Source organism: Limnohabitans parvus II-B4, assembly GCF_003063455.1.
GTDB lineage: Bacteria > Pseudomonadota > Gammaproteobacteria > Burkholderiales > Burkholderiaceae_C > Limnohabitans_A > Limnohabitans_A parvus.
Window position 1 is genome coordinate 752791 of record NZ_NESN01000001.1, and the last position, 16063, is coordinate 768853.

Genomic DNA, 16063 nt, shown 5'->3' on the forward strand with positions numbered 1-16063 from the left:
GTTACAGGGGTTGAAAAATCAGATTATGAACCGGGATAAAACGGTTTACCCAGCGAGGCGGGCATGTTCACGCGAATCCAGGTCGGATTGCGCGAGATCAAAGCCAAAACCACGATGGTGGCGATGTAGGGCAGCGCAGTCAGCAACTGGCTGGGCACCTCAACACCCACGCCTTGCAAATGAAACTGCAGCATGGTCACGCCGCCAAACAAATAAGCACCCAGCAAAACCCGTGCCGGCCGCCAAGTGGCAAAGGTGGTCAAGGCCAGCGCAATCCAGCCCTTGCCCGCCACCATGCCCTCGACCCACAACGGGGTGTAGCTCACCGAGATGTATGCCCCGGCCAGCCCGCACAGAGCGCCCCCGACCACCACCGCCGCCAGACGGATGCGGCGCACCGGATAACCCAAGGCGTGCGCCGATGCGGGGGATTCACCCACGGCACGAAGCACCAAACCGGTGCGACTGCGGTACAAGAACCAAATGAGGGCCAACACCAGCAGCATGGCCACGTACACAAGCGGGTGTTGTTTGAAAAACGCGGGCCCCACCAACGGGATATCAGACAGGCCAGGTATGGCAAATTGAGGCCGCTCTGGCAGTTTTTCCTTGACATAGCCAATGCCCACGAAGGCGGAGAAGCCCACCCCGAACAAACTCAATGCCAAGCCCGTGGCGTATTGGTTGGTATTCAACCAAATCACCAACACCCCAAAAATGGCCGCCAGCAATGCGCCTGCGCCCATACCCGCCGCAAAACCGAGCCAATCGTTGCCGGTGTGCACCACGCAGGCAAAGCCGGCAATGGCGGCGCACAGCATCATGCCTTCGGCCCCCAAGTTGACCACCCCGGCTTTTTCATTGATGAGCAAACCCAAAGCGGCCAGCGCCAACACGGTGCCCGCATTCAAGGTCGCTGCGATCAGCAATGCATAAGACTCCATCACAGGCCCCCTTTCTTGGCGGCCACCCAGCGCAAGCGGTAGGCCACCAGCGTGTCACACGCCAGCAAACAAAACAGCAGCAAACCCTGGAACACGCCGGTGATCGACTTGGGCAGCCCCAGACGCGACTGCGCGAGTTCGCCCCCGATGTAGAACATGCTCATCAGCACCGCCGACAGCACCATGCCCGCCGGGTGCAAGCGCCCGACAAAGGCCACGATGATGGCGGCAAAACCATAGCCCGCAGGCACATAAGGCGTCAGCTGCCCAATCGGCCCGGCCACCTCCAAAGCGCCCGCCAAACCCGCGGCGCCGCCCGAAGTGAGCAAAGCCACCCAGAGTGCTTTGCGCGAAGAAAAGCCTGCATAACGCGCAGCCGCCGGGGCCAGCCCCCCCACCTGCTGGGCAAAACCAGCACGGGTGCGGAACAAAAACACCCACAGCAAACCAGCCCCCACCAACGCCAGCAACAGGCCCACACTGACGCGTGAGCCACTCATCAAACGCGGAATCTGCGTCACGGCCTCAAAGGTTTTGGACTGCGGAAAATTGAAACCCGCCGGGTCTTTCCAGGGGCCATAAACCAAGTAGCTCAGCACCATGTCGGCCACATAGACCAGCATCAAACTGACCAAGATCTCACTGGCATTGAAACGGTCGCGCAGCAGCGCCGTGATGCCCGCCCACAACATGCCGCCCAGCACGCCCGCCAGCAACACCGCAAGCACAATCCAGCGGCCCGTGTCTTTGCCTGCCAAGAGCGCCACACCCGCAGCGCAGACCGCACCGATCACGAACTGCCCCTCGGCCCCGATGTTCCATACGTTGGAGCGAAAGCACACCGACAAACCCAAGGCAATCACGAGCAATGGCGTGGCCTTGACCATCAACTCGCCCAGTGCATAGCCACTTTTGATCGGTTCCCAAAAGAACATCTGCAATCCACGCACAGGGTCTTTGCCCAACGCCATGAACAGCAAAACGCCCAGCAATACGGTGAACACGAGCGCGAGCACCGGCGAGGCATAGGTCCACAGGCGCGAGGCCTGGGGTCGCATTTCAAGCTTAAGCATGGTGCATCTCCTGGGCTTGGGCGGCAGTGTCAGGCCACAAGCCACTCATCCATTCGCCAATGCGTTCGACAGTGGCCTCAGCCCGTGGCAGTGGCGGCGACAAACGCCCTTTGGCGATCACATGCATGCAGTCAGACAACTCGAACAATTCTTCCAACTCCTCACTCACCACCAACACTGCACAACCGGCGTCGCGCAGCGCCAAAATCTCGGCGCGAATCTGCGCTGCTGCGCCCACATCCACACCCCAAGTCGGTTGCGAGACGATGAGCAGCTTGGGGGATGCGCTGATTTCACGCCCGACGATGAATTTTTGCAAATTGCCACCCGACAGCGACTGCGCGGCAGCATCCGGCCCTGAGGCCTTGACTTTGAATCGATCAATGATGCTGCGCGCCTGATCGGCCAACGCCCCCATGCGCACCCAGCCACCCGTGCCCACGGCTTCGCTGCGGGTGAGGAGCAAGTTTTGCGACAAGCTGAGAGACGGCACAGCGCCGCGCCCTAAACGCTCTTCGGGCACAAAGTACAGCCCCATTTGTCTGCGCGGCACAGGCCCCCAAGCCGCTACCGGCTGGCCCAACAAACGCACACTGGCCGCACCGCACTGCACGCCAGCACGGGTGTCTTCACCCGACAAAACCCACAGCAGTTCTTTTTGACCATTGCCCGATACCCCAGCCAAGCCCACCACCTCGCCCGCCCGCACCTGCAAGCTGATGCCGTCCAGGTCCACGCCAAACGGGTCTTGCCGAGCGAGGCTCAGGCCCTGCACCGACAACACCACCTCACCCGGCGCACGCGCCACATGTTGCAAAGCCGGTGGTTCTACGCCGATCATCAAGCGGCTCAGGCTGGCGTTGGACTCTTCACGCGGGTCGCATACGCCCGTGAGCTTGCCGCCGCGCAGCACCGTGCAAGCGCTGCACAGCGCACGAATTTCGTGCAGCTTGTGCGAGATGTACAAAATGCTCACGCCTTGACTGACCAGCTTGTGCAAAACCACAAACAACTTCTCGACCGCCTGCGGTGTCAGCACCGAAGTGGGCTCGTCCAAGATCAACAACTTGGGCTCGGTCAAGAGCGCTCGGATGATCTCGACCCGCTGCATCTCGCCCACGCTCAAGGTGTGCACCGGGCGCTCGGGCTCCAGGTCCAAGCCGTATTCGCTGGCCTTGGCCACGATGCGCTCGGTCACCTCGGCCAGGCTCAGGGACTTGTCTAAGCCCAGCCACACGTTTTCGGCCACGGTGAGCGTGTCAAACAGACTGAAGTGCTGAAACACCATGCTGATGCCCAGCTTGCGCGCTTCCTGCGGGTTGCGGATGTTGACCGGCTGGCCATTGAAGAGGACTTGGCCCTCGTCGGGTTTAACCGATCCGTAGATGATTTTCATCAGCGTGGACTTGCCCGCGCCGTTTTCACCCAGCACGGCATGGGCTTGGCCGGGCATCACGGTGAGGGACACATCCTGGTTGGCCACCACGCCCGGGTAGCGCTTGGTGATGCCCTGCAGAGACAAGAGGGGTGTGGTCATGTCGGGTGGGATGGAATATCTGAATAAGTCTCCTGCAAAGTCCGTGCCTAAAGCATTGACCCGAGCCTTGCAAGCCATGAGATTGCCGCACAATGTACCACTGCCAACACCCCCTTTTCCCGGGTGTTTATCCTCGTATCCACGCCCGACTGACCCATGCGCCAAGCCCCCCATCTGACCGAACGCCAAGCTTGGCGAGCCAGCCTGCTCTGGTTTCCTGACCCGCAAAACCCCCAGGCCCGCCACGAAAGCGACGGCTTGCTGGTGACCGCACGCGAGGCAGACGGCATCGTGCGCATTCAGGCCATCGGCCCCTACCGCGAACTGGCCCCGCAGTACCCCGACCTGCCTGTGACCCACTGGCCCGGCCTGTGCATCGCGCCCGGCTTTGTGGATCTGCACATCCATTACCCACAAACCGATGTGATCGGCTCACCCGCCGAAGGCCTGCTGCCTTGGCTGGAGCACTACACCTTTCCGCACGAAAAACAGTTTGCAGACCGCGCCTACGCCCACGAAGTCAGCGCGTTTTTTCTGGACGAGCTGATGCGCCACGGCGTGACCACTGCGCTGTGTTTTGCCACGGCCCACACCGAGTCGGTCGATGCTTTCATGGCCGAAGCACAAAAACGCCACCTGCGCATGGTCACCGGCAAGGTGCTGCAAGACCGCCACAGCCCCGACGGCCTGCGCGACACCAACACGGCTTTGAGCCTGCGCCAAACCGAAGACCTGATCCGCCGCTGGCACGGCGTGGACCGCCTGGGTTACGCCATCACGCCGCGCTTTGCACCCACCAGCACCCGCGAGCAACTGCATGGCGCGGGCGAGATCGCGCAGCAGTTTCCGGATGTGTGGATTCAGTCACACGTGGCCGAGAACGTGGACGAGATCCGCTGGGTACAAGAACTCTTTCCCGAAGCCCGCAGTTATCTGGATGTGTACGACCGCGCAGGCCTTTTGCGCCAGCGCTCGGTGTACGCGCATTGCATTTACTTAGACGAAGCCGACCGCCGCCGCATGGCCGAAGTGGGGGCAAGCGCCGCCGTCAGCCCCACCAGCAACCTTTTTTTGGGCAGTGGCTTTTTTGACTACCCCGCTTCCGACGCGGCGGGCTTGCGCTACGGCCTGGCCAGCGATGTGGGTGGCGGCACCAGCTTCAGCCCCTTTCAAACCATGCACGCGGCCTACACGGTCGCCAGGCAAAGTGTGGGCCGCCCCGGCGTCAGCCTCGCGCCAGAACACCTGTGGTGGCAACACACGGCGGGCGCTGCGGCTGCGTTGGACCTGAACGGCCAAGTGGGCAACCTGCTGCCCGGCTATGAAGCCGACTTCGTGGTGCTGAACCCCAAAGCCACGCCACTGCTCGCACGGCGCACCGCACAAACCGAGACCTTGGCCGAATGGCTGTTTGCCATGATCGTGCTGGGCGACGAGCGCTTGATTGCACACACGGTGGTGCAAGGCCACCTCGCCACACCCACAGGCATGTCAGACAATCGGGCATGAGCTGCGAGAACGATCACCCCATCATCGACCCCCACCAGTCCCAGCGCGCATCCGTGCGCCGGGGCATTGCGCAATTCCAGGAGCGCCTCAAGGCGGCTGGCCACGACTTCAGGGAGCCGCCTCCGGAGCCCACCTCGTGCTGCGGGCGCGGCTGCAATGGCTGTGTCTGGGAGAGCTACGACGCCGCGCTGATGTTCTGGTACGAAGACGCGGGTGCCTTGCTCAACTAAGCCCGCGCCAACTCCAGACCCAAGCGGTCCAGGTTTTGCGCGTTCGCGGGCTCCAGAATGTGGGGCATGGCTGGCGCGAACGCGGGATCGGCAAACACTTGAAGCCAGTTCATGTCAGAGACCGAACCGCGCACCAGCACCCAGCAGCGTGGCCACGCCCAAAATGGCAAATACACCTGCGGCAATCGAATGCACGAGCTTCATCGGGATTTTGTTGGCCAGTTTGTCACCCACGAAGACCGCAGGCACATCGGCAATCAGCATGCCCAGTGTGGTGCCGATCACCACCATGACGGGAGATGCGTAATGTGCCGCCATGGCCACGGTGGCGATCTGTGTTTTGTCGCCCATTTCAGCCAAAAAGAAGGTGACGAGGGTGGCGCCGAAAACACCGAAGCGCTTGGCGACCTGGGTTTCGTCTTCTTCGATCTCATCAGGAATCATCGTCCAGATGGCCATGCCGATGAACGACGCCCCCAAAACCCATCGAAGCACTTCGGGGCTGATGGCCGAGGTGATCCAAGCGCCCAAAGCACCGGCCAAACCATGGTTAACGATGGTGGCGACCAAAATGCCGGCAATGATGGGCAATGGTTTTTTGAAGCGTGCTGCCAGGATGAACGCGAGGAGCTGGGTTTTGTCGCCGATTTCAGCGAGAGCCACAACACCGGTTGAAACGAGAAGGGATTCCATGAATATTCCAAGGCCGGACTCCACAACGAATGACCACAACGCATCTCCAGCCTGAACGGATGCATCGTGGTCAAAGGTCTTGCCAGGCGTGGTGCTGCTTGCGCCATGGCCTTGAAAAGACCAAGTATGTTGACGCAAGCCTCTTGGGTGAAAGAGCGGCTACTCCCCAATGACGGCGGCAATCTTAGCATGCAGGTCTGCGCCCAAACCTCTCACCCACCGATCAGATCATGGGGTTGTTGGCGCGGCTTTTCAACATCGGCTCTGCAAGGCCAAGCAAGCGTCACCGCCATGCGGCTTGTCATCTGGGATTTTCCGAGGTGTGGCAACGATCAACCCTTGTCCATGGCAGCCCAGACAGCATTCAATTCACCCAAGGATGTGGGCCGCACCAGACGGGCAATTTCCTGGCCGTCTCGCAAAAAGACCAATGTGGGCCAAAGTTTGACGCGATATGCCCGCCCAAGCGCCCGACCCGAGCCGTCTTCCACCTTGAGGTGTTGCCACTGCGGCTGTTGGGCCAGTGCCTGTGCGACCACCGGCTGAGCAGCTCGGCAGTGGCCGCACCAGTCAGTGCCAAATTCGAGCAGGGTCAGGCCGCGCAAGGCGTCCACACCGGCACGGTTAGGCGCTTCGGTTTCACTGAGGTAAGGGGTGGGCATGTTGAATGGGGGCAGAGTGAAGCCCGTCATGTTAGGGCATGCTTTGCCGGGGACTCAAAACCACAGAAATGGTCAGACGCCTGCGAGATCACGCAAGGCTTGCGGATTGGGCAAACCCAGCACACGCCCACCGCCACTGATGAGTTGGCGATCGCGCAAATGACGCAGCACACGCGAGAAAGTTTCAGGCGCAATGCCCAATTGCGCAGCAATGGTTCGTTTGCGTTCACGCAGGGTGACGGCCAAGCCTCCCAGTTGCACATTGGTCTCTGCGTGACGCAGAAGCCATTCTGCAAAGCGTGCATCAGCGTCTTTGGCCAAACGGCTCACACCCAATTGGGTTTGTTGGCGCTGCGAACGGGCCATGTCCATCAACAGGTTTTGCGAAGCCTCAGGCAGGGCTTTCACTTCTCGCACGAAGTCGGGCACGCTGACATATTGGAGCTGCACGGGTGTTTCGGCCACAGCATCGACCACATGCGGCAAACCCAACAAGCCGGATGCCGCTTCCAGCCAGAAAGGCCCTTCCACCACGCCCAGTTGGTGCGTCATTTCCCCTTGCGTCATGACCCCCAAAATCACCCGCCCTTGCATGACATGGACGATGCGATCAACAGCGTCACCGCGGCGCAGCAAGACAGTGCCCGCCAACAGACTGGTGATGGGTTCAGGCGAGAGGGGCAAAGAGGTATCCAACATGATGGCTCTGAATGTGCCAGAGCACAGGGCTTGCAGCTTTGACGCAAATCAATACCTGGCTTGCCTCCAGGCGACATGTGCCGGCCAGCCCACTGGCATCGGATCAGACCACCAAAATCGCCCGAAAATCGTTCACATTGGTGTGTGTGGGCCCGGTGATGACGAGATCGCCCAAGGACTCAAAAAAACCGTACGCATCGTTGCGCTGAAGGTGCTCGTCTACCTTATGCCCAAGCGCTGCAGCACGAGCCAAGGTGTCAGGGGCCACTTGTGCGCCTGCGTTGTCCTCGATGCCATCAATGCCATCGGTGTCAGCGGCCAGTGCCCACACACCTGACTGGCCTTGCAGCGCTTGCGCCAGGCCCAGGCAGAACTCGCCTGCTCGGCCGCCACGCCCACGCGGCGTGCCTGCGGGCTGGGGTTTGAGGGTCACCGTGGTCTCTCCACCGCTCAAAATCACGCAGGGCTTTTGAAAAGGCCCCTGCCCCCGGGCCGCAGCGCGGGCCAGTGCCGCATGCACCTTGCCCACCTCACGCGACTCGCCTTCGACCTCATCGCTCAGGATGTAGGCGTTCAGGCCTTGCGCACGGGCCGCCTCGGCTGCCGCTTGCAGCGATTGCTGCGGTGTGGCGATCATGTGCAGGACATGGCCCGCAAACACGGATGAACCGGGTTGGGGTGTTTCCCATGTGCCTACCTGCAAGGCCTCATGCACTGCAGTCGGCACTTGTATGGCGTATCGCTGCAAGATGGCCAAGGCATCGGCGCAGGTGGTGGCATCGGCCACGGTGGGGCCGCTGGCGATGATGGACGGATCATCGCCCGGCACATCACTGATAGTGAGCGTGACCACCCGTGCAGGGGCGCAGGCTGCCGCCAGACGCCCGCCCTTGATGCGCGATAGGTGCTTGCGCACGCAGTTCATCTCGGCAATATTGGCACCGCTGGCTAACAGCTGGCGGTTGATGTCTTGCTTGTCTTGTAGGCTGATGCCGTCTGCGGGCAATGTCAGCAGCGCCGAGCCGCCGCCCGAAATCAGGCACAGCACCAAATCGTCAGCCGTCAAATCCTGGGTCAATTCCAAAATCCGCTCGGCAGCTTGCAAGCCCGCCACATCAGGCACCGGGTGCGCGGCCTCGACCACCTCAATGCGCTCAGGCAAACCCGCAGGGCGTGGCGGTGTATGACCATAACGCGTGACCACCAAACCCGACAGTGGCGCATCTTGAGGCCAAAGCGCCTCCACCGCCTGCGCCATCGCGCCACCGGCCTTGCCAGCACCCAGCACCAGCGTGCGGCCTTTGGGTGGGGGTGGCAAATGGGCGGCGGTGTTGTGCAGGGGCAAGGCACGCTGCACTGCCACGTCGTAGAGGTGTCGCAGTGCGGTTTGAGGGTTGGTCATCAGAATATCAATCAGATCAATTGCGAACCACAAGGATAAAGGGTTTCGCCATCGAAGCAGACAAAACTCATGGTCTCGGAATCACTTGATTCACAGGCTGCCCACTCACAAAAGCTTCAATGTTGTCAATGAGCTGGTCAGCCAGCGCTTGTATGGCCTCTGCACTGGCCCAAGCCACATGCGGGGTGAGGATGAAGTCGGGTCGGTCCAGCAAGGTCATGAAGGGGTGGTCAGACGGTGGTGGTTCCACACTGGTCACGTCAAATGCCGCGCCAGAGATGTGGCCTGCTTGCAATGCGGGGCCGACCGCTGATTCATCCACCAGCCCCCCGCGTCCGGTGTTGATGAGCAAAGGTTTGCGTGTCATCTGTTTGAGCTCATCTGAACCGATCATGTGGCGAGTGTGGTCATTCAGGGGGCAATGCAGCGTGATTACATCCGCCTGGTGCAACACCTCTTCAAACGGCATATAGAAGCTTGTGGGGTCTGTACGGCCTTTGTGCGCCGTAAACAGCACACGCATCCCCAGCGCGCGCCCAATGCTGGCCACCGACTGACCCAGCACGCCGTCGCCAATCACTCCCAAGGTAGAACCTGCAAGATCACGAATCGGATGGTCAAAAAAACAAAACTGCGCTGCTTCTTGCCATCGTCCGGCTTTGACGGCATCACGGTAAGCGCAAAGGCTGCGGCGCAGGGCAAAGATCAGTGCAAAGGTGTGCTCAGGCACTGTGTGCACGGCGTAATTGCGCACATTGCTGACCACAATGCCCCGCTGCTGGCAAGCTTGCAGGTCGATGTTGTCAGTGCCCGTCGCGGCCACGGCAAGCAGCTTGAGTCTGGGTGCTTTCGACAGCGTTTCGGCATCGATTTTGACCTTGTTGACAACAACGATGTCGGCATCTGCAATCCGTTCAGCCGCCTCCGTGCTGCTGGTGCGTGGGTATTGCACCCATTCGTGTGCAAAAACAGGCTTGCGCAATAGGGTTTCGAGAGAGACCGAATCGCGATCGAGAAAAACAATCTTCAGACTCAATGCATCCACCCTCACTCCGCTGAAATTTTGGCGCTCTGAATGACTCGGCCCCAATAAGCCAATTCCTTGCGGGTGTATTCACCCAGTTGGGCCGGCCCCATGTGGTCCACCAAGGTGCCAGCGTCCTCGGCTTTTTTCTTCACATCCGGTGAAGCCAAAATTTTGGCGATCTCGGCGTTGAGTTGCTGCACCACTTCGTTGGAAGTACCGGCCGGGGCGTACAGCGCAAACCAGGAGTCGAGGGTGAAATCCTTCAGCTCGGATTCACGCGTGGTCGGAACCTGGGGCAATGAGGTCAGGCGTGTGTTGCTGGTGACAGCCAAGCCCTTGATTTTGTCGGCCTTGATGTGGCTGACCACTGACGCCGGTGTGGTGAAAAACAAGTCTACTTGGCCCCCCAGCAAGTCCTGCACAGCGGGCCCTGCGCCCTTGTAGGGAACATGCGTGAGAGATGTACCGGTCATTTGCTTGAAAAGTTCACCCGCAATGTGCTGGATCGACCCATTGCCCGAAGACGCGTAATTGAGCTTGTCTGGATGGGCCTTGGCATAGGCCACCAATTCGCGCAGATTGCTCACGGGCAAATTGGCCCGCGCAGCCACCACCTGAGGTGCACGTGTGAGCATGGCCACCGGCGTGAAGTCCTTGATCGGGTCCCAGCCGGCTTTTTTGAACAGGTGCGGATTGCCTACCTGATAGCCGCTGTAAGCCAGCAACAGGGTGTAACCATCGGGCTTGGCCTTGGCCACATGCTGGTTACCGATGTTGCCCGCGGCCCCAGCCTTGTTGTCCACCACCACGGGTTGGCCCAATGCACGAGACAAAGGCTCGGCAATCAGGCGCGCCGTAAAGTCGGTGGTACCGCCGGGTGCGCTGGGCACAACAATGGTGATGGTGCGTTCTGGAAATTTGCCTTGAGCCAGTGCGGCCTGGCCCCAAGCCATCGCCATCACAGTTGCCGTGGCACCGATGATCCATTCACGTTTTTGCATACAGGTCTCCTGAGTTATGAGAAAAATCAAATCAAAACAGACAGTTCGATCAAATTGAAATCCGGATCCCGCACATAAACCGAGCGGATCTTGGCGGTTGCCCCCGTGCGCACCACAGGGCCTTCCAAGATGGGCCAATTGCAGGCCTGCAGCCTTGCCACCACCTCTTCCAAGGGGAATTGCACGATGAAACACAAGTCCAGCGCGCCTGGCACTGGCAAATGGGCCTTGGGTTCGAATTCACGGCCCTGTACATGCAGGTTGATCTTTTGGTTGCCGAACTTGAAGGCGCGACGCTCTACGGGAGGTGTGCCGCCAATAAAGCTTTCGAGCTGCATGCCCAGCACACGGGTGTAGAAGTCCACGCACTCGGCTTCGCGGGCTGTGGTCAGGACCAGGTGGTCAAGGTGATCGATCATGAAAACGCCTTTCTCAGTTCAGCCACCGACGGTGGCGCAGGGTGTAAGTCGGTGATGCGGCCGCTCTTGGCGACTTGGCCAGGCACCATATGGCCCACCAAGCCGGGCAACTCACGCGCAATGGGCAACAAACGCGTCAGGTCGATGCCCGTATCGAAGCCCATGGCATCGAGCATGTGGATCGCATCTTCGCTGCTGATGTTGCCGCTGGCACCGGGGGCGTAAGGACAGCCGCCCAGCCCCCCCAGAGAACCATCAAAGCGATCGATGCCCGAGTGCACAGCGGCCAGCACATTGGCAAGCCCCATGCCACGCGTGTTGTGAAAGTGCAGCGTCAACTGCAGTGCCGGAAAGCGCGCTCTGAGGGCCTGGCACATCTGCGTCACCTGCTCAGGGTGGGCCATGCCCGTGGTGTCACAAATCGTGAGGCCTCGCACCCCCAAGTCGGCAAAACGCTGTGCCCATTGCATCACTTCAATCTGGGGCACTTCACCCTCCATCGGGCATCCAAAGCAGGCCGACAAAGACACATTGATGGGCACCTGCAGACCATAGCGTTCGATCACCTCGCGCAGGGCCGCAAAGCTGTGTTCACGCGGCATGCGCAAGTTAGCCAGGTTGTGCGTCTCTGAAGTGGACATGACCAAGTTGAATTCATCTGGACGAGATTCCATCGCGCGCTCGGCCCCCCGCAAATTAGGCACCAGCACGGTGTACTCCACACCCGGAACACGCTCAATGCGCCCCATCACCTCCTCGGCATCACGCAGCATCGGGATCGCCTTGGCTGATGTGAACGATGTCACCTCGATCTTGGCGTAACCGCAATGGTTGAGCGCATTGATCAAAGCCACCTTGTCGTCTGTGGCCACAAACGCTGGCTCCATCTGAAAGCCGTCACGGGTCACCACTTCATTGAAATGAATTTTTTGCTTCATGATTTTCTTCCCACAATGCCACGCGCTTTCAAGGACTCGATCTGCGCATTCGTCAAACCCATCTCCCCCAAAATTTGGTCGGTATCCTGCCCCAGCTGTGGCGCGTTGCGCCGATGCTGACCGGGGGTAGCCGACAACTTCGGAACGATGCCAGGCACCGTCATGGCGCTGCCGTCGTCCATCGCAAGCGTCTGCAACATGCCCCGCGCCTGATAGTGCGGATCGGCGGCAATATCAGCCACGGTGTAAATGCGACCTGCTGGCACGGCGGCCTTGTCCAGCGACTCCAACACCTCGGACACCGGACGCTTTGCGGTCCAGGCGCTGATGGCTGCATCGATCTCAGCCACGCGTGCCACACGACCTGCGTTGTCGGCCAGTGCCGCATCGTTGGCCAGATCAGGGCGCTCAATCAAGGTCATCAGGCGTTTGAAAATGCTGTCGCCGTTGCCGGCGACCAGGGCATAAGCGCCATCCTGACAAAGGTAAGCATTGGTAGGCGCAATCCCTGGCAAAGCGCTGCCCGCAGGTTCACGCACCGCCCCAAAAGCGCTGTACTCGGGCAGCAAACTTTCCATACAGTTGAAGACCGCCTCGTACAAAGCGACATCGATCACCTGCCCTTGTCCGGTGGCATGCCTGTGCTGCAAAGCGAGCAAGATGCCAATGACCCCATGCAAGGCCGACAAGGTATCGCCAATGCTCACGCCCACGCGCACAGGCACACGACCGGGCTCTGCGGTAAGGTGGCGTAACCCCCCCATGGCTTCGCCGATCACACCAAAGCCTGGGCGGTTGCGGTAAGGCCCGGTCTGACCATAGCCGCTGATGCGCAGCACGATCAATCGCGGGTTGCTGGCCATCAGTACGTCGGGCGACAGGCCCCAACCTTCGAGTGCACCCGGCCGAAAATTTTCAATCAACACATCGGCCTCGGCCGCCAATTGGCGAACCAGTTCTTGGCCTTCGGGTGTACGCAAATCCAAGGCCAGCGAACGTTTGTTGCGCGACTGCACCTGCCACCAAACAGAGGTCCCGTCCTTGAGCATGCGCCATTTGCGCAGTGGGTCACCGCTGCTGGGTGGCTCGATTTTGATGACTTCGGCGCCGAAGTCAGCCAGGGTCTTAGCGGCAAATGGACCCGCGATCAGCTGGCCCAGCTCCAACACCTTCAGGCCCGAAAGTGCACACAGGTCGGGGGTGGGGAATACAGCGCTTTGAGAGTTCATGCACCGCAGTGTCTTGCGGATGAACCGGCGCGTCTATTTGTCAGTCCATCAGGCTGCCTTCGCATTTTGCGAAGGCGTATGGAGGAAATCCCTGAAATCTGTGACACCGGCATCCGCCTCCTTGCGTATGCCCACTTTCAGTTGACGAAATGCCCACTCGTCCTTCAATGGACGCCAGCTCAGTTGCATGGCCCGAACAATGGGCAAAGCCGCCAACTTGGGCAACAGCGCAATGCCCAGACCCGAAGCCACCATGTGCCCTACGGCGTCAAAGCTGCGTACCTGCATACGCAACTTGAGCGTGCGGCCTGCGGCCATGGCTGCGCTTTGCTGTTGCTGCAACAGGGCCGCCCCAGGGTTGAGGCTGACCCAAGATTCATCCAGTGCATCGGCAAAGGTCAGGGCCGATTTGCCCACCAAAGCGTGGCGCTTAGGCAATATCAGCACCAACTCGTCCTGCCGGAAATCTTTCACCTCCAGACCGTCGGTGTCGGGCCCTTCCACAAACACCCCCACATCGGCTCGCCCCTCACGCAAAGCCTGGACCACGTGTTCAGAGACCTGCTCCTCCAAATCGATCTGCACTTCGGGATGCAAGTGGGTGTATTCGGCCATCAGTGGCGGCAAAAACTGGTTGATGGCTGCCGTCCCAGCAAACAAACGCACATGGCGTGCGACACCCTTTTGAAGATCGCTCAATTCGCTCACCAAACCATCCATCTCTTGGAGCAAGGCCAAGCCCCGTCGCATGAAAATTCGTCCCGCCGCAGTCATGGCCAAACCACGGGAATGTCTTTCAAACAACAGACACCCTGTGGCAGCCTCCAACTCTTTGAGCCGCCGACTCGCGGCAGGCAGCACCAAATTGCACTGCCTTGCCGCCGTGGTCAGACTGCCGGTCTGTGCACACAGCACCGCCAATCGGATCGACACAAAATCAAATCGCGCCAAGTTGTATCTAGGCTGGGCCATGACATATCTCCAAGAATGCTTGCACAGCCCTATTGTCCGCATTCCGAAAACCAGGCTCTCTTCAGGCCTGCCAGGTTTTGATGCGGCTATTCAGCTTGTCAGCCGAGATGCCTAGCGGTCGTACAGCGTGGGCAAAGCGTCCGCACATCAAGAAAGGCTCAGGACAGCGTCTGCGTAAAATCTGCCCTACTGCACAGCCCGAGACGCGCGGCAACGTGGTGCTCGCCCTCCCCCCGGCGCACTGGGGTCAGGGGATTCGGCCGCGACTTGTTTCACACCTTACCCAAGGACAAGTCTATGACCACGCTGCTCATCCACCGCGCCCGCTGCATCGCCACGCAAGACGATACCCATACAGAACTCAACGACGCCTCGCTGCTGATCCGCGACGGCCGCATCGAACGTATCATCCCCGCGACCGAGAACATCGACGAACTGCTCACACAAGTGGATGAAGTGATCGACGCCCGCCACCATGTGGTGGTGCCGGGCCTGATCAACACGCACCACCATATGTACCAGTCGCTCACGCGGGCGATTCCGTCGGTGCAAAACGCCGAGCTGTTCAGCTGGCTCAAAGGGCTGTATCCGATCTGGGTGGGCCTCACACCCGAGATGGTGTGTGTGTCAGGCCAGGTGGCCATGGCAGAACTCTTGCTGAGCGGCTGCACCACCAGCAGTGACCACCTCTACATTTACCCCAACGGCGTGCGGCTGGACGACAGCATCGAAGCGGCGCACACCATCGGCATGCGCTTCACGGCCACTCGCGGCAGCATGAGCGTGGGTGAAAGCCAAGGCGGCTTGCCACCCGACAGCGTGGTCGAAAAAGAACCCGCCATCCTGAAAGAAACCCAGCGCCTGATCGAGACCTGGCACGACGCCAGCTTCGGGTCGATGACACATGTGGCCGTGGCCCCCTGCTCACCCTTCAGCGTGAGCCAGGACTTGATGCGCGAATCCGCAAAATTAGCCCGCACTCACGGCGTGCGCCTGCACACCCATTTGGCCGAAAACGACCACGACATTGCCTACACCCGCGAGAAGTTCAACTGCACCCCCGCGCAATACGCGGAAGACTTGGGCTGGGTGGGCCACGATGTGTGGCACGCCCACGGTGTGAAGCTCGACGACGAAGGCACCTACCTGTTCGCCAAAACACGCACCGGCATTGCCCACTGCCCGTGCAGCAACATGCGATTGGCCAGCGGCATCTTGCCCCTGCGCAAAATGCTCGACGCGGGTGTCCCGATTGGTTTGGGTGTGGATGGCAGCGCCAGCAACGACGCGGCACACCTGCTGAACGAAGCACGCCAGGCCATGCTGCTGGCGCGTGTGAGGCGGGCGATGGAGCCACCGCACGTCGAAGACGGGCGCACTGTGTTTGGCTGTGACTTGGGTCCGTCAGACATGACTCCCCGCGACGCCCTGCGCCTGGCCACACGCGGTGGGGCTGAGGTGCTGGGCCGCGCCCACGAGCTGGGGCAAATCAAAGAAGGCTATTGCGCAGACATCGCGATGTTCCGCACCGATACGCTCAGCATGGCGGGCGGTGCGGTGCACGACCCGGTGGGGGCGCTTTTGCTGTGCGCCAGTGATAACGCCGACTACACCATCGTCAACGGACGCGTGGTGGTGCGGCAAGGCCGGATCACCACAGTGGACATGGGGCCGCTCATTGAGCGGCACAACCAATTGGCAATGCAACTCGCCTTGGGTGTGAAGTGA

At 60.4% G+C, this 16063-nt stretch carries 16 protein-coding genes and 1 riboswitch; of the genes, 3 read left to right on the forward strand and 13 right to left on the reverse strand.

The window, feature by feature from the left end; genetic code table 11:
• Positions 1-23: 23 nt before the first annotated feature.
• The 3 genes from B9Z37_RS03465 to B9Z37_RS03475 are packed head-to-tail and all read right to left on the reverse strand — an operon-like array spanning position 24 to position 3554.
• Positions 24-944 (reverse strand): ABC transporter permease, encoded by a 921-nt coding sequence (locus B9Z37_RS03465; protein WP_108311609.1) that lies wholly within the window; start codon positions 942-944, stop codon positions 24-26.
• Positions 944-2017 (reverse strand): ABC transporter permease, encoded by a 1074-nt coding sequence (locus tag B9Z37_RS03470; RefSeq protein ID WP_108311610.1) that lies wholly within the window; start codon positions 2015-2017, stop codon positions 944-946. The genes B9Z37_RS03465 and B9Z37_RS03470 overlap by 1 nt, the downstream gene beginning before the upstream one ends.
• Positions 2010-3554, reverse strand: coding sequence for an ABC transporter ATP-binding protein (locus tag B9Z37_RS03475; protein WP_108311611.1), 1545 nt, complete (start codon positions 3552-3554; stop codon positions 2010-2012). Before B9Z37_RS03475 ends, B9Z37_RS03470 begins: the two co-directional genes overlap by 8 nt.
• A gap of 156 nt (positions 3555-3710) precedes the next feature.
• Here B9Z37_RS03475 and guaD point away from each other — a divergent pair, with 156 nt between their 5' ends.
• Both guaD and B9Z37_RS03485 read left to right on the forward strand, forming a co-directional pair.
• Positions 3711-5063 carry a guanine deaminase gene (guaD, locus tag B9Z37_RS03480; protein ID WP_108311612.1) on the forward strand — a complete coding sequence of 451 codons (1353 nt, stop codon included), beginning with the start codon at positions 3711-3713 and terminating at the stop codon, positions 5061-5063.
• Positions 5060-5293, forward strand: a complete 234-nt coding sequence (locus B9Z37_RS03485; RefSeq protein ID WP_108311613.1) for an oxidoreductase-like domain-containing protein — start codon at positions 5060-5062, stop codon at positions 5291-5293. Before guaD ends, B9Z37_RS03485 begins: the two co-directional genes overlap by 4 nt.
• Positions 5294-5407: 114 nt before the next feature.
• Here the strand turns inward: B9Z37_RS03485 and B9Z37_RS03495 are convergent, their stop codons facing one another.
• The 10 genes from B9Z37_RS03495 to B9Z37_RS03540 form a co-directional block, all read right to left on the reverse strand.
• Positions 5408-5986 carry a TMEM165/GDT1 family protein gene (locus tag B9Z37_RS03495; RefSeq protein ID WP_108311614.1) on the reverse strand — a complete coding sequence of 193 codons (579 nt, stop codon included), beginning with the start codon at positions 5984-5986 and terminating at the stop codon, positions 5408-5410.
• A 7-nt stretch (positions 5987-5993) separates the two neighbouring features.
• Positions 5994-6166: riboswitch (yybP-ykoY riboswitch) on the reverse strand.
• A gap of 152 nt (positions 6167-6318) precedes the next feature.
• The gene (locus B9Z37_RS03500) at positions 6319-6648 is read right to left on the reverse strand and encodes a thioredoxin family protein (RefSeq protein ID WP_108311890.1); all 330 of its coding nucleotides are present in this window, start codon (positions 6646-6648) and stop codon (positions 6319-6321) included.
• 72 nt (positions 6649-6720) lie between these two features.
• A complete protein-coding gene (locus tag B9Z37_RS03505; protein ID WP_108311615.1) occupies positions 6721-7347 on the reverse strand; it encodes a Crp/Fnr family transcriptional regulator in 627 nt (208 codons plus the stop codon).
• A gap of 103 nt (positions 7348-7450) precedes the next feature.
• Positions 7451-8749: a glycerate kinase type-2 family protein gene (locus tag B9Z37_RS03510; protein WP_108311616.1), complete on the reverse strand. Its 1299-nt coding sequence runs from the start codon at positions 8747-8749 to the stop codon at positions 7451-7453.
• A 67-nt stretch (positions 8750-8816) separates the two neighbouring features.
• Positions 8817-9779: a D-2-hydroxyacid dehydrogenase gene (locus tag B9Z37_RS03515; protein ID WP_108311891.1), complete on the reverse strand. Its 963-nt coding sequence runs from the start codon at positions 9777-9779 to the stop codon at positions 8817-8819.
• Positions 9780-9796: 17 nt separating this feature from the next.
• A complete protein-coding gene (locus tag B9Z37_RS03520; RefSeq protein WP_240606604.1) occupies positions 9797-10777 on the reverse strand; it encodes a Bug family tripartite tricarboxylate transporter substrate binding protein in 981 nt (326 codons plus the stop codon).
• 26 nt (positions 10778-10803) lie between these two features.
• Complete coding sequence (locus tag B9Z37_RS03525; RefSeq protein WP_108311617.1) at positions 10804-11196, reverse strand: VOC family protein; 393 nt, start codon at positions 11194-11196, stop codon at positions 10804-10806.
• On the reverse strand, positions 11193-12134 hold the full coding sequence (locus tag B9Z37_RS03530) for a hydroxymethylglutaryl-CoA lyase (protein ID WP_108311618.1): 942 nt from the start codon (positions 12132-12134) through the stop codon (positions 11193-11195). The genes B9Z37_RS03525 and B9Z37_RS03530 overlap by 4 nt, the downstream gene beginning before the upstream one ends.
• Positions 12131-13363, reverse strand: coding sequence for a CaiB/BaiF CoA transferase family protein (locus B9Z37_RS03535; protein WP_108311619.1), 1233 nt, complete (start codon positions 13361-13363; stop codon positions 12131-12133). Before B9Z37_RS03535 ends, B9Z37_RS03530 begins: the two co-directional genes overlap by 4 nt.
• Before the next feature lie 48 nt (positions 13364-13411).
• Complete coding sequence (locus B9Z37_RS03540; RefSeq protein WP_108311620.1) at positions 13412-14335, reverse strand: LysR family transcriptional regulator; 924 nt, start codon at positions 14333-14335, stop codon at positions 13412-13414.
• 297 nt (positions 14336-14632) lie between these two features.
• Between B9Z37_RS03540 and B9Z37_RS03545 the strand changes: the two genes are divergently transcribed.
• Complete coding sequence (locus tag B9Z37_RS03545) at positions 14633-16063, forward strand: 8-oxoguanine deaminase (protein ID WP_108311621.1); 1431 nt, start codon at positions 14633-14635, stop codon at positions 16061-16063.